This window comes from Luteimonas sp. Soil_C_5 (assembly GCF_057656615.1).
Genome location: NZ_JBDGKA010000002.1, coordinates 548,597 through 561,958, shown reverse-complemented (window position 1 = coordinate 561,958; position 13,362 = coordinate 548,597). Strand labels below are relative to the sequence as shown.

Annotated in this window: 10 protein-coding genes; 5 read left to right on the top strand and 5 right to left on the bottom strand. The window is 66.4% G+C overall.

The features are described from left to right. Window positions 1-39 precede the first annotated feature (39 nt). Window positions 40-534 carry a DciA family protein gene (locus AC3A5K_RS07050; protein ID WP_487616781.1) on the bottom strand — a complete coding sequence of 165 codons (495 nt, stop codon included), beginning with the start codon at window positions 532-534 and terminating at the stop codon, window positions 40-42. Between the two features lie 7 nt (window positions 535-541). Between AC3A5K_RS07050 and AC3A5K_RS07045 the strand changes: the two genes are divergently transcribed. The 3 genes from AC3A5K_RS07045 (at window position 542) to AC3A5K_RS07035 (ending at window position 6,055) form a co-directional block, all read left to right on the top strand. Then, entirely contained in the window at window positions 542-1,426 is an 885-nt protein-coding gene (locus tag AC3A5K_RS07045; protein WP_487616780.1) for a M23 family metallopeptidase, read from the top strand. A gap of 746 nt (window positions 1,427-2,172) precedes the next feature. Then, the gene (secA, locus tag AC3A5K_RS07040) at window positions 2,173-4,923 is read left to right on the top strand and encodes a preprotein translocase subunit SecA (RefSeq protein WP_487616779.1); all 2,751 of its coding nucleotides are present in this window, start codon (window positions 2,173-2,175) and stop codon (window positions 4,921-4,923) included. 184 nt (window positions 4,924-5,107) lie between these two features. Continuing rightward, window positions 5,108-6,055, top strand: coding sequence for a Nudix family hydrolase (locus tag AC3A5K_RS07035; protein ID WP_487616778.1), 948 nt, complete (start codon window positions 5,108-5,110; stop codon window positions 6,053-6,055). Window positions 6,056-6,561: 506 nt separating this feature from the next. Here AC3A5K_RS07035 and coaE read toward each other — a convergent pair. The 4 genes from coaE to pilB all read right to left on the bottom strand — a co-directional run bounded on the left by coaE (window position 6,562) and on the right by pilB (window position 11,224). Further along, the gene (gene coaE / locus AC3A5K_RS07030; RefSeq protein ID WP_487616777.1) at window positions 6,562-7,182 is read right to left on the bottom strand and encodes a dephospho-CoA kinase; all 621 of its coding nucleotides are present in this window, start codon (window positions 7,180-7,182) and stop codon (window positions 6,562-6,564) included. Between the two features lie 17 nt (window positions 7,183-7,199). Continuing rightward, window positions 7,200-8,063: a prepilin peptidase gene (locus tag AC3A5K_RS07025; protein WP_487616776.1), complete on the bottom strand. Its 864-nt coding sequence runs from the start codon at window positions 8,061-8,063 to the stop codon at window positions 7,200-7,202. Window positions 8,064-8,091: 28 nt separating this feature from the next. Beyond that, window positions 8,092-9,369, bottom strand: a complete 1,278-nt coding sequence (locus AC3A5K_RS07020; protein WP_487616775.1) for a type II secretion system F family protein — start codon at window positions 9,367-9,369, stop codon at window positions 8,092-8,094. A gap of 133 nt (window positions 9,370-9,502) precedes the next feature. Next, entirely contained in the window at window positions 9,503-11,224 is a 1,722-nt protein-coding gene (gene pilB, locus AC3A5K_RS07015) for a type IV-A pilus assembly ATPase PilB (RefSeq protein ID WP_487616774.1), read from the bottom strand. A gap of 121 nt (window positions 11,225-11,345) precedes the next feature. Between pilB and AC3A5K_RS07010 the strand changes: the two genes are divergently transcribed. Next, complete coding sequence (locus tag AC3A5K_RS07010) at window positions 11,346-12,197, top strand: glycosyltransferase family 2 protein (RefSeq protein WP_487616773.1); 852 nt, start codon at window positions 11,346-11,348, stop codon at window positions 12,195-12,197. Beyond that, window positions 12,190-13,353 carry a glycosyltransferase family 4 protein gene (locus AC3A5K_RS07005; RefSeq protein ID WP_487616772.1) on the top strand — a complete coding sequence of 388 codons (1,164 nt, stop codon included), beginning with the start codon at window positions 12,190-12,192 and terminating at the stop codon, window positions 13,351-13,353. Before AC3A5K_RS07010 ends, AC3A5K_RS07005 begins: the two co-directional genes overlap by 8 nt. The last annotated feature ends 9 nt before the right edge of the window (window positions 13,354-13,362 follow it).

The window sequence follows — 13,362 nt, the reverse complement described above, 5'->3', positions numbered from 1 at the left end:
ACCCGGCCTTGACGTCGGTGACCGGGGATGGGTCCCGATTCAATCCTTCGTGTCGTCTTCTGGCGACCGCAGCGATGCGATCACCGCCTGCAGCGCTTCGCGTGCCGCGGTGGTGGGTGCGCCCCCCACTGGCGGGGCGCCTGCATCGGCGAGAGGTGGCCGCAATGGCCGGGTCGAGGTCCTGACGACGATGTCGCTGACATCCAGCCCGATGGACCGGGCGGCGTCGAGCAGCACGTCGGCCGACAGGCGCAGCCTGGCGTGCCAGATGGGCGAATCGACGAGGAACACCAGCCTGTTGCGATCGACATTGGCCAGCCGCGCATGTGGCGCCAGCGCCGGGGGCAGCAGGGGAACGAGGCGGCGGTCCAGTGCGTCGAGCCACATGGCGCGACGGATCGGATCGGCCGACGTGCCACCCAGTGCCGCGTCGAGCGCGGCGGTCGGGGTCCCGATACGGGACGCCCCGATGCGGGATGGCTTGGACCTGGACCGGAAATCAGACATTGGCACGATGACAGTACATAACCTCATGAATGATATGCGCGAGCGTCTTGCGCATGTGGCCCGCAAGACCCGCGTTCTGGCCCGACGCAAGCCCGTCTCCATGGCGATCGTGATCGCGGCGGCCGGCATGTGCGGTGCAGCGGCGATGAACTCGACCGAGATCGCCCGCCTCAACGGCGTCGCCGCCGCGCACGAGCGCAGCCTCGACGAGACCCGCCGCGACGCGCAGCGCGAAATCAACGCCCTCGCTGCCCGCATGGGCGAGCTGCAGGCGCAGGCCAACCGCCTCAATGCGCTGGGCGACCGGCTCGCACGCGGTGCCGGCATCGAAGGCGGCGAGTTCGATTTCGACCGCCCGGTCGGCATCGGTGGTCCGGAGCCTGCGCACGACATGCCGGCCCGCAAGCTGCTGAACGGACTGGAGTCGCTCGACGGCGACCTGGCGAATTCGGGCAACCAGCTGTCGGTGCTCGAGGCACTGCTGTCGGACCGGGCGCTGGACCGCAACGCCATGCCGTCGCGTTCGCCGGTGGCCAGCAGCTTCGTGACCTCGTCCTACGGCTATCGCGCCGACCCGTTCGGTCGCGGCGGCCAGTTCCACAAGGGCATCGACTTCGATGCTCGCACCGGCGATCCGGTGATGACCGTGGCCAACGGCGTGGTCAGCTATTCCGGCGTGCGCGGCGGCTACGGCAACGTGGTCGAGGTGGATCACGGCAACGGCTATGTGACGCGCTACGCGCACAACTCGCGCAACCTGGCCAAGGTCGGCGACCTGGTCCGCGTGGGCGACGAAATCGCGAAGGCGGGCTCCACCGGTCGTTCGACCGGCGCCCACGTGCATTTCGAAGTCTGGGAGAACGGCCGCGTGCAGAACCCGCGCAAGTTCCTCGGCGATATGGGTGTGAGCCGGCAGTAAGCATTGTTCGCACGCGCCTGCTTGTCCGGCGCGTGGGCGGGCGGTGGGTTGGTGCGCGCGGGCTGGCGTTGGGCGCAGACGCACAGGGCGGGGCGGCGCTGCGCGTACGGTGTCGTCTGCGGGGCTGTTGAGGCATCCCGGCTTTGATTCCCGGCAGTTAGTCGAGGCTGGTGAGGGCGTATTGAGGCCATCGTCGCTGCGACACGGGGGATCGGTGCGCCGCGGTGGTGGCCCTGCAGCGGCCTTCAAACGCCTCCGCTCGTCCGGCCTGCGCAGCACAGCTGCTCCGGCGCTCGTCGCGGCGCAAGCCTCCGGCTTGCAAACGCCGCGCCTCGTTCCGGCCCTGCGCGGCACAGCCGCTCCGGGCGCTCGCAGAGGCGCAAGCCAATGGCTTGCAAACGCCGCCGCTCGTCCGGCCTGCGCAGCACAGCTGCTCCGGCGCTCGTCGCGGCGCAAGCCTCCGGCTTGCAAACGTCGCTCATCGTTCCGGCCCTGCGCGGCACAGCCGCTCCGGGCGCTCGCGGAGGCGCAAGCCAATGGCTTGCAAACGCCCCCGCTCGTCCGGCCTGCGCAGCACAGCCGCTCCGGCGCTCGTCGCGGCGCAAGCCTCCGGCTTGCAAACGCCGCTCCTCGCCCCAAGCTACAATGCGCGTTGCCAATCGAGAGGGCGCCTGGCGCCCTTTCTCTTTTATGCGGCTTCGGGGGAACCGCCCGGGCCGCGCTCCGATTCCCGACCCGGTACCCCAATGTTCAATCGCCTGCTCACCAGCGTCTTCGGCAGTCGCAACGACCGCTTCGTCAAACAGCTCGAAAAGATCGTCGTCAAGATCAACGCGCTGGAACCGCAGATGGAGGCGCTGTCCGACGCCGAGCTGCAGGCCAAGACGCCCGAGTTCAAGGACCGGGTCGCCAAGGGCGAAACCCTCGACAAGCTGCTGCCGGAGGCCTTCGCGGTCTGCCGCGAGGCCAGCAAGCGCGTGCTGGGCATGCGCCCCTACGACGTGCAGCTGATCGGCGGCATGGTGCTGCACATGGGCAAGATCGCCGAGATGCGCACCGGTGAGGGCAAGACCCTGGTCGGCACGCTGCCGACCTACCTCAATGCGCTCGAGGGCAAGGGCGTCCACGTCATCACGGTCAACGATTACCTCGCCCGGCGCGACGCCGCGCAGATGGGCAAGCTCTATAACTGGCTGGGCCTGTCGGTCGGCGTGATCTGGCCGGGCATGCCGCACGGCGAGACCAAGCGCGATGCCTACCGCGCCGACATCACCTACGGCACCAACAACGAGTTCGGCTTCGATTACCTGCGCGACAATATGGCGCTGTCGCGGGCTGATCGTTACCAGCGCAAGCTCAACTACGCGATCATCGACGAGGTCGACTCGATCCTGATCGACGAGGCGCGCACGCCGCTGATCATCTCCGGCCCGGCCGACGATTCGCCGGAGCTCTACATCAAGGTCAACCGCGTCGTCCCCTCGCTGGTCCGCCAGGAGACCGAGGAAGGCGACGGCGACTTCTGGGTCGACGAGAAGGGCAAGCAGGTCCACCTGTCCGAGGCTGGCCAGGAACACGCCGAGGAACTGCTGCGCAAGGCGGGCATCCTCGAAGGCGACGACAGCCTGTACGCGCCGCAGAACATCCACGTGGTGCATCACCTCAACGCGGGCCTGCGTGCGCACGCGATCTACCAGCGCGACGACCATTACATCGTCCGCGATGGCGAAGTGATCATCGTCGACGAGTTCACCGGCCGCACGCTGCCGGGTCGCCGCTGGTCCGACGGCCTGCACCAGGCGGTCGAGGCCAAGGAAGGCGTGCCGGTCCAGCGCGAGAACCAGACGCTCGCCAGCATCACCTTCCAGAACCTGTTCCGCATGTACGACAAGCTGTCGGGCATGACCGGTACGGCCGATACCGAGGCCTTCGAGTTCGAGAGCATCTACTCGCTCGAGGTCGTGGTGATCCCGACCCATCGTCCGATGATCCGCAAGGACGCGCCGGATGCGGTGTTCCTCAATCGTGCCGGCAAGTACCGTGCGGTCGCCCGCGAGATCCAGGCCGCACACGAACGTGGGCAGCCGGTGCTCGTCGGTACGACGTCGATCGAAGTGTCGGAGCTGCTGTCCGAGCACCTGCGCAAGGAAGGCATCGCCCACGAAGTGCTCAACGCCAAGCAGCATGAGCGCGAGGCGACGATCATTGCCCAGGCCGGTCGTCCGGGCGCGGTCACCATCGCCACCAACATGGCCGGCCGCGGTACCGACATCGTGCTCGGCGGCTCGCTCGAAACCGAACTGGCGTTGCTGGAAGAAGAAAACGGCGCACCGGTCGGCGATTCGACGAAGGCGGCGCTGAAGGCCGAATGGCAGAAACGCCACGATGCGGTCAAGGCCGCCGGTGGCCTGCACATCCTCGGCACCGAGCGTCACGAATCGCGGCGTATCGACAACCAGCTGCGCGGCCGCTCGGGCCGCCAGGGCGATCCGGGGTCCTCGCGTTTCTATCTGTCGCTCGAAGACAACCTGATGCGCATCTTCGCCGCCGACTGGGTGCAGAAGGTCATGGCGCGCATGGGTCTGCAGGAAGACGACATCATCGAGTCGCCGCTGGTCACCAAGCAGATCGCCAACGCGCAGCGCAAGGTCGAGGCGCACAACTTCGACATCCGCAAGAACCTGCTCGACTTCGACGACGTCAACAACGACCAGCGCAAGGTGATCTACGGCCAGCGCGACGAGCTGCTGGACGCCGACAGCGTCAAGGAGAACATCGACGGCATCCGCGCCGATGCCGTGGTCGGCATCGTCGGTCGTTACGTGCCGCCGCAGTCGATCGATGAACAGTGGGACCTGCCGGGCCTGGAGTCGGAGATCGAGCGCGAGTTCGGCATCCGCCCGGCGCTGGTCGAGCTGGCCGCGTCGCGCAAGGAACTCGATGCCGAGCAGATCAGCGAGTACGTGGAGCAGGAAGTCGACCGCCTCTTCAGCGACAAGGAAGCGCAGGTAGGCGACGAGACGATGCGCACGCTTGAGAAGCACATCATGCTCAACGTGCTCGACCAGGGCTGGAAGGAGCATCTCGGCCGCATGGACTACCTGCGCCAGGGCATCCATCTGCGCGGGTATGCGCAGAAGCAGCCGAAGCAGGAATACAAGCGCGAAGCCTTCGAGTTGTTCTCCGAAATGCTGGACAAGGTCAAGCACGACGTCGTGACGATGCTGGCGCGCGTACGCGTGCGCAGCGAGGACGAGATCGCCGCGCTGGAAGCCGAAGAGCGTCGCCAGGTGGAAGCCAAGCTCAACCAGGCGCAGTTCCAGCACGCCGATGCCGGCGGCTACGGCGCCGACGAGGAAGCCGAGGACGTGCGTGCGGCGGCGCAGGGCGGCGCGCAGACGCCGATCGTGCGCGACGGTGCCAAGGTCGGCCGTAACGATGCCTGCCCCTGCGGCAGCGGCAAGAAGTACAAGCATTGCCACGGCCAGCTGAGCTGAGACGGGCAAAGCCGGGGCAATGACTGGAGACCGCCGCGCAAGCGGCGGTTTCCGTTTGTGCGGCCTGCGTGCGGTCGCACGGGTGCAGGCCAGGCCGTCGCATCCGGCGCGCGGCGGGCATCGACGCGTTGGCAATCCGGCGCCGGCGGCCTACCCTCCTGACGGAATCGGAACGAGGGACGGCATGACTGCACCCATGATCGAAGTGGTCGCCGGCGTCATCACGGATGCGCGCGGTCGCATCCTGCTGTCGCGGCGCACACCGAGCCAGGACCTGGCGGGGCTGTGGGAGTTTCCCGGCGGCAAGCGCGAAGCGGGCGAAACGCCGGAGCAGGCGCTTGCGCGCGAACTGGAGGAAGAGCTCGGCATCCAGGCCGTGATCGGCGCGCACGTGATCACCGTGCCGCAGGCTTATCCGCACAAGCGCCTCAGCCTCGACGTGCGGCATGTCACCCGCTGGCAGGGCACCCCGAAGGGGCGGGAAGGGCAGGCGCTCACCTGGGTCGCGCCCGGCAGTCTGTCGCGCTATTCGATGCCGCCCGCCGACCTGCCGGTCGTCGCCGCGCTGTATCAGCCGGACATGTATCTGGTGACGCCAACGCCGGACGGGGACGACGCACAGTGGCTGCGCGCGCTGGATGCGGCGCTGACGCGCGGCGTGCGGCGGGTGCAGGTACGGCTGCCGGGCGTGACCAGCGAGCGCCAGACGCATCTGCTGGCCGAGGCCGCAGCACGCTGTCGCCGGCGCCAGGCGGATGTGCTGTTCAACGGATCGGCGTCCGTCGCGATGGGGGCGGGCGCGGGCCTGCATCTGTCGTCCGCCGCGCTGCGGGCTGCGGACACGCGCCCCGTACCCGTCGACGTGCCGCTGGCCGCGTCCTGCCACGACCTCGAAGAACTGCGCATGGCCGAAGCACTCGGCTGCGATTTCGTCGTGCTCGGCCACATCCACGAGACGCCGAGCCATCCCGGCGTGCCCGGCATCGGATGGGATGCATTCGCCCGGCTGCGCGAGGCCACCGCACTGCCGATCTATGCGATCGGCGGGCTGTCGCCTGCCGATGTGCCGGAGGCGCGCCGCCATGGCGCCCAGGGCATCGCAGCGATCCGGGGGCTGTGGGGCGAGGGCTGAGCCATGGCCGCTTTCTTGGGTCAGCGGTTTCTGCGTTCGAATTGCCGATGGATGTCCTTGCGGCAGCCGTTCTCTGTTCACTCGCCACTGTCGATGGCGCGAGTAGGTCGGCCGGGTCTGCAGTGGACTGAGACCGGGCGGGGGTCTGAGGTCCGGTGTCGTGTCAGCGGCAAGAGTCGGCTCACGGACCGGACGTTCGCAACTGGAATGCGACCAGAGGGCGAGCACGTGTCTGTCTGTCGTTTGGGGACTCGTCGGGGCCGCTCTAGGCAACGCTGATCAGGTCTGTCCCCGTCCGTCATTCCCGCGAAGGCGGGAATCCAGTGCCTTTTGCTTTCCATGGCTTGAAAGCCTCTGGATTGACGAGCCATCCGACTGTTGAAAAAGCGCATCCGCGTTCGCGGGGATGACGATTTTCTCGGGCGTTGCCCGAAGCCGCTGCACAAGATGCGGTAGTGCCGGTACTTGGGGCAGGACGGCGCGACGCGCCGCCGGAGCGCCGTGCGCTATCCGGCAAGCATCGACTTCGAGAGCGTGCGGTAACGCGCATCCAGTGCGTCGACACGCGCCTCGAGGACTTCCAGGCTCGCATCGTTGACGATCACGTCGTCGGCGATCGCAAGCCGCGTCTCGCGGCTGGCCTGGGCCGCGATCATCCGCGTCGCCAGTGCAGGGTCGATGCCATCGCGCGCCAGCAGGCGCGCCAGCTGGAGATCGCCGGGGACGTCGATCACCAGCACCCGGTGCACCCAGGGGTAGTGCGCGCGGCCGCCCTCGGCCAGCAACGGAATGGCAGCGACCGCATAGGGGCTGGCAGCCGCCTCGCAGGCCGTGCGCAGGGACTCGCGGACGCGGGGGTGGATGATCGCTTCCAACAGGAGACGGGCGTCCGGATCGTCGAAGATGCGGCGGCGCATCGCGGCGCGATCCAGGCTGCCGTCCGCGGCAAGCGCATCACGTCCGAAACGCGCGACCACCTCATCCAGTCCCGCGCTACCCGGCGCGACCGCGTCGCGCGCGGCCAGGTCGGCGTCCGCCACCACGATGCCACGCGACTCGAAGGCGGCCGTGGCGGCGGACTTGCCCGACGCGATGCCGCCGGTCAGGCCGATGATCAGCGCACTCATGGCGATTCGACCGGGCGCTACTGCAGCCCGGCAAGCTGGAGGTAGCGACCCATCATCTCCTCGCCCCACATGAAGGTCACCCAGCCCGCGATGGCGAGGTAGGGGCCGAACGGGATCGGCGTCGCCCGGTCACGGCCCTGCACGGCCAGCATGATCGAGCCGATGATCGCGCCGGCCACGGCCGACAGCAGGATGATCGGCAGCAGGCCATTGAGCCCGCACCAGGCCCCCAGCGCCGCCAGCAGCTTGAAATCGCCGTGGCCCATGCCTTCCTTGCCGGTGGCCTGCTTGAACAGCCACCACACTGTCCACAGGCTGGCGTACCCCACGATCGCGCCGAGCAACGCGGGCTTGGCCGGCATGTAGAGCACATCGAGGCTGGCGATCAGCCCCAGCCACATCAGCGGCAATGTCAGCGAATCGGGCAGCAGCTGGGTCCGCACGTCGATGCCTGCCAGCGCGACCAGAAAGCCCGTCAGCACCAGTGCGCCGAAGCCCTGCCAGCCGAAGCCGAAGCGCCACACGCAGGCGACGAACAGCAGCATCGTCAGCAGCTCGACCGCCGGGTACTGGATCGAAATCGGTGCCTTGCAGCTGCGGCACTTGCCGCGCAGCGCCAGCCAGCTGAACACCGGGATGTTCTCGTACCACGACAGCTGGTGGCCGCAGTGCGGACAGTGCGAGCGCTCGACCACGATCCCCGGCGGCGGCGGATCGTACAGTTCGGGTTCGCCGAGGATCTCGCGCGAATCGCGCTTCCACTGCCACTCCATCCGCCGCGGCAGGCGCAGGATGACCACGTTGAGGAAGCTGCCCACCAGCAGGCCGAAGCCGGCGGCGAGCGGGAAACCGAGTGCGGGGTTCTGGTCGAGAAACGCCATCTAGAAAGTCAGGTGCGGGCCGGGGCCGTCAGACGACGGCCGCCAGCTTGAAGATCGGCAGGTACATGCCGATGACCATGCCGCCGACAAGGCCACCGATGAACACCATGATCATGGGTTCGAGCAGGCTGCTCAACGCGTCGACCGCATTGTTGACCTCTTCCTCGTAGAACTCGGCGACCTTCATCAGCATCGTGTCGAGCGCGCCTGCCTCTTCGCCGATCGCGGTCATCTGCACCACCATGTGCGGAAACAGGTTGACCTGCTTCATCGCCATGTTCACCTGGTAACCCACCGAGACGTCATCGCGCATGCGCAGGACGGCTTTTTCGTAGACGGTGTTGCCGGTGGCGCCTGCCACCGTGTCCAGGGCTTCGACCAGCGGGACGCCGGCACGGAAAGTTGTTGCGAGCGTGCGCGAGAAGCGGGCGATCGACGCGTTGTGCAACAGGGCGCCGATGACCGGAATCTTCAGCATCATGCGGTCGATCGCATGCTGCATCGGGACCGAACGTTTATAGGTGAAGATGAAGGCGAATGCGGCGGCCGCGACGATGCCCAGCACCGCCCACCAATAGCTCACCAGAAACTCACTCGCGGACACGATCATCTGCGTAAACGCCGGAAGATCGGCCCCGAAATCCGCAAACACCGCCTCGAACTGCGGGACCACGAAGATCAGCAGGATCGCGCTGACGATGATCGCCACCGCGATGACTGCGGCCGGGTAAAACAGCGCCTTCTTGATCTTGCCCTTGAGCTTCTCGGTGTTTTCCTTGTACGTGGCGATGGTGTCGAGCACCGTCTCCAGCACACCGGCGGATTCGCCGGCGCGGACCAGGTTCTGGAACAATTCGTCGAACTGCACCGGATGCTTGGCCAGCGACTCGCTGATCGACGAGCCGCCCTCGATATCCAGCCGCATGCTGTTGACCATGTCGGCCATGCGCGGGTTCTTGTTGCCCGATCCGATGATCTCCAGCGCCTGGACCACCGGCACACCGGATTTGATCATCGTCGCCAGCTGGCGACTGAACACCGCGATGTCCTTGGCCGAGATCGTCTTGCCGGTCTTGCCGAACAGCGGCTTGCCCTTGGTCTTGACGATGGACGGCTGGATGCCCTGGCGGCGCAGTTCGGCGCGCAGCAGGTTGGCGTTCTTCGCCTGCTGCTCGCCCTTCATCTTGATGCCGCGCTTGTCGGTGCCTTCCCAGACGAAGGTATCCAGTGTCACGCCGGCGCGCACGGGCGCGGCAGCGGGCTTTCGGGCAACGGTCTTCCGTGCGGCGGTACGTGACATCGACATGCGGGCCTTCCCCAAGGTACCGGCTTTCCCCAGCCGGGCGGATGCCCGCATGGTAGCGGGTTGCGGGCAAAAGTGTCGGTCCGCGCCGTGACCGCGCGCCGCTTTCTGGCGCGCGGCTGGCCGGGTCGGGCGCTTAGTCCTTGGTCACGCGGTTGATCTCGGCCAGGCTGGTCAGGCCCTGACGTGCCTTCTCCAGCGCGGAGGCGCGCAGATCGCTGACGCCGGCCTTCTGCGCAACTTCCGCAATCTGCATCGCGTTGCCACCCTCCAGGATGATCGCCTGGATGGCTTCGGACATCGGCATGACCTGGTAGACGCCCACGCGGCCCTTGTAGCCGTTGGTGCACTCGTCGCAGCCGACCGCCTCGTATAACTCGATGCCGGCGCGGACCTGGTCCTCGCTGAAGCCTTCAGTGAGCAGGGTGTGCTCGGGCAGGTCAGCGCGTCGCTTGCACTTCGCGCACAGCCGGCGCGCCAGGCGCTGCGCGATGACCAGGGTCACCGAACTCGTGATGTTGTACGGCGCGATGCCCATGTTCATCAGACGGGCGATGGTCTGCGGTGCATCGTTGGTATGCAGGGTGGAGAGCACCATGTGGCCGGTTTGCGCGGCCTTGATCGCGATCTCGGCCGTTTCCAGGTCGCGGATTTCGCCAACCATGATGATGTCCGGATCCTGGCGCAGGAACGAGCGCAGCGCTGCAGCAAACGTCATGCCGCGTTTGTTGTTCTGCTGCACCTGGTTGACGCCGGGCAGGCGGATTTCCACCGGATCCTCTGCCGTCGAGATGTTGCGGGTCTCATCGTTGAGGATGCCCAGCGCGGTGTACAGCGACACCGTCTTGCCCGAGCCGGTCGGGCCGGTCACCAGCACCATGCCGTAGGGCTTGTGGATGGCGTCGAGGAACAGCGCCTGCTGGTCGGGCTCGTAGCCCAGCTTGTCGATGCCGAGCTTGGCCGCACTGGCATCGAGGATACGCAGCACCACTTTTTCGCCGAACAGCGTCGGCAGAGTGCTCACGCGGAAGTCGATCTGTTTGGTCTTCGACAGGTTCAGCTTGATGCGGCCGTCCTGCGGAATGCGCTTCTCGGCGATGTCCAGCTGTGCCATGACCTTCAGGCGCGCGGTGATCCGCTGGTTGAGCTTGACCGGCATCTTCGCCGACTGCTTCAGGATGCCGTCGACCCGCAGGCGCACGCGGTAGTCGGTCTCGTAGGGCTCGAAATGGATGTCGGAGGCGCCGCGCTTGATCGCGTCCACCAGCACCTTGTTGACGAACTTGACGATCGGCGTGTCGTCCTTGCCGTCGGCGACGTTGTCGGTCTTGCCATCGTCGTCGCTGCCGACGTCCAGCGATTCCAGGCCGTCGGCATCGTCCAGCGAATCGTCCAGCGAATCCGAAGCCTGCAGCCAGATCTCCAGCGTGCGGCGGATGCTGTCCTCGTCGACGAGGATCGGCTCGACCGTCAGGTTGGTGTGGAACTTGATTTCGTCCAGGGCATGCGTGTTGGTCGGATCCGCGGTGCCCACGAACAGCCGGCTGCCGCGTTTGAACAGCGGCAGCACCCCGTGCTTGCCCAGCAACTCTTCGCTGACCAGCTTGACTGCGCTGGACTGCGGATCCATGACCGACGGGTCGAACACCGGCATTCCGAATTCGATCGAGTTCGCGGCCGCCATCTGCGCCGCGGTCACCAGTTTCTGCTCGCGCAGATAGGTCGCGATCTGTTTGCGGGCCGCGGTCGCCTTCTCCAGGGCTTCGCGCGCCGAGGCTTCATCCAGGGCGCCGTCCAGCACGAGGCGGCGGGCGATGCCGGTGATGCCGATCAGATTCGGGGTCGCAACGGCGCTCATATGCGGATTCCAATGGGGCTGGCGGCACTTTACTGCATGACGCGCGATGTGGCCGCCCCCTGCCGGCGCTTTGCGCGGGCGCTGCCCCACGCTACGCTCTGCGACGGGAAAGGGGAGCGCGATGCGGATTTCAGTGGTGTTGCCGGCCAAGAACGAGGCCGAGGGCTTGCGCAAAACGTTGCCCCGTCTGCTTCAACATCAGCCGGGCGCGGAGATCGTGGTCGTCGACGACGGCTCGACAGACGATACCGCGGCGGTGGCCGCCGAGTACGGCGCCCGCGTGGTCACGGCCCCCTACTCGATGGGAAACGGCGCGGCGATCAAACGGGGCGCGCGCGCCGCAAGTGGCGACGTCATCGTGTTCATGGATGCAGACGGGCAGCACGACCCGGCGCATATCGACATGTTACTTGAGCGATTGAAGGCCGGATTCGACATGGCGGTGGGTGCGCGTGACGCCACGGGCCAGGCCAGCCGGGGCCGTGGTGTGGCGAACGGGTTCTACAACCGGCTGGCCAGCTGGATGACCGGTCATCGCATTGCCGATCTCACGTCCGGCTTCCGGGCAGTCCGAGCAGAGAGGTTTCGGGAGTTCCTGCATCTGCTGCCCAACGGATTTTCCTATCCCACCACCTGCACGATGGCGTTCTTCCGGAGCGCGTATCCGGTGGCCTATGTGCCGATCCCGGTTGCGCAACGGATCGGGAAGAGCCACATCCGGCCCATGCGCGATGGCGTGCGTTTCCTGCTGATCATCTTCAAGATCGCGACGCTATACTCGCCATTGAAGCTTTTCGCGCCTGTCGCCGTTTCTTTCCTCGCCATCGGCTTGAGTTATTACGGCTACACCTTTGCCACGATGGGCCGCTTTACCAATATGAGCACGCTTCTATTGAGCGCTTCGGTCATCGTGTTCCTGATCGGTCTCGTGTCCGAGCAGATCACTTCGCTGACTTACAGGCGAGATGTCTGAAAGAAATGCCAAGCGCGTGTTGCTCGTCAGCAGGAACATGCCTCCGCTCGTGGGGGGCATGGAACGGCTGAACTGGCACGTTGTCGATGAACTCGCCAAGCGGGGGCCGGTGACGGTGGTGGCGCCGAGAGGGGCAGCGGAATTTGCGCCGGCAGGCATCCGGTTCGTCGAGGTGCCAGGCAAGCCCTTGGCCGCGTTTCTGGCAGCCAGCGCGCTTCAGTCCATCCGGGCCGCAAGGAGAGTCCAGCCGGATGTGGTCGTCGCGGGGAGCGGGCTGATGGCCCCGGCTGCGGAAATGGCGGCTGCAGCGACTGGAGCAGCTTGCATGGCTTACGTGCATGGTCTCGACGTGTTGATCAAGAGCCGCGCTTATCGATCATTGTGGCTGCCCTCAATCCGTCGAATGGATCGTCTTGTGGCCAATAGCGGGTTTACTGCAGATGCCTGCGTTCGGATTGGGGCGCGCTCCGACAGAATCGGTGTCGTACATCCGGGAGTTGGGCCCGTGACAGCCTGGGGCGGTCGAGCCAACGCAGGGCAGGCTTTCCGTGAACGTTATGGTCTGGGCGATGGCCCCTGCCTGATTTCGATCGGACGTCTGACTGCCCGCAAAGGGCTTCGAGAATTCGTGTCCGCGGTATTGCCTTTGATCGTCGGAGAGCTGCCGACGGCGCGCTTCGTTTTCGTGGGGGGGGAGGCGTCCGATGCGCTGCATGCGAATGGACACACCGCGCACGAGCTTGTCTGCATCGCCGAAGCTTCGGGAGTGATCGACAACCTCAGGATCGTCGGACGGTTAGATGATCAAGAGATCGAAGACGCTTGGGCAGCGGCCGACGTCCATGTGTTCCCCGTACTCAATATCCCCGGCGATCCCGAGGGCTTTGGCATGGTTGCGATCGAAGCTGCTGCACGCGGTGTCCCGACGGTCGCCTATGCGGTGGGAGGTGTTCCGGACGCGGTCGAGGACGGCGTGTCCGGGGCTCTGGTGCAAGAAGGCGACGCGCTCGCGTTTGCGGCTGCTGTGTTAAAGACGTGCGTCGGCGCTTATCAGACGGGCGCGATGCACGCGCATGCGGCGAAGTTTGGATGGGACCGGTTTGGCGAACTCATGGCCGAGCAGGTCGATCTCGCGATCGCGAGCGCTACGCGGTGAGCGGGCCTG

Excerpts from the sequence above, each read along its gene's own strand:
- AC3A5K_RS07050 (WP_487616781.1), bottom strand. The coding sequence starts at position 534 with ATGAGGTTATGTACTGTCATCGTGCCAATGTCTGATTTCCGGTCCAGG.
- AC3A5K_RS07045 (WP_487616780.1), top strand. The coding sequence starts at position 542 with ATGCGCGAGCGTCTTGCGCATGTGGCCCGCAAGACCCGCGTTCTGGCC.
- secA (WP_487616779.1), top strand. The coding sequence starts at position 2,173 with ATGTTCAATCGCCTGCTCACCAGCGTCTTCGGCAGTCGCAACGACCGC.
- AC3A5K_RS07035 (WP_487616778.1), top strand. The coding sequence starts at position 5,108 with ATGACTGCACCCATGATCGAAGTGGTCGCCGGCGTCATCACGGATGCG.
- coaE (WP_487616777.1), bottom strand. The coding sequence starts at position 7,182 with ATGAGTGCGCTGATCATCGGCCTGACCGGCGGCATCGCGTCGGGCAAG.
- AC3A5K_RS07025 (WP_487616776.1), bottom strand. The coding sequence starts at position 8,063 with ATGGCGTTTCTCGACCAGAACCCCGCACTCGGTTTCCCGCTCGCCGCC.
- AC3A5K_RS07020 (WP_487616775.1), bottom strand. The coding sequence starts at position 9,369 with ATGTCGATGTCACGTACCGCCGCACGGAAGACCGTTGCCCGAAAGCCC.
- pilB (WP_487616774.1), bottom strand. The coding sequence starts at position 11,224 with ATGAGCGCCGTTGCGACCCCGAATCTGATCGGCATCACCGGCATCGCC.
- AC3A5K_RS07010 (WP_487616773.1), top strand. The coding sequence starts at position 11,346 with ATGCGGATTTCAGTGGTGTTGCCGGCCAAGAACGAGGCCGAGGGCTTG.
- AC3A5K_RS07005 (WP_487616772.1), top strand. The coding sequence starts at position 12,190 with ATGTCTGAAAGAAATGCCAAGCGCGTGTTGCTCGTCAGCAGGAACATG.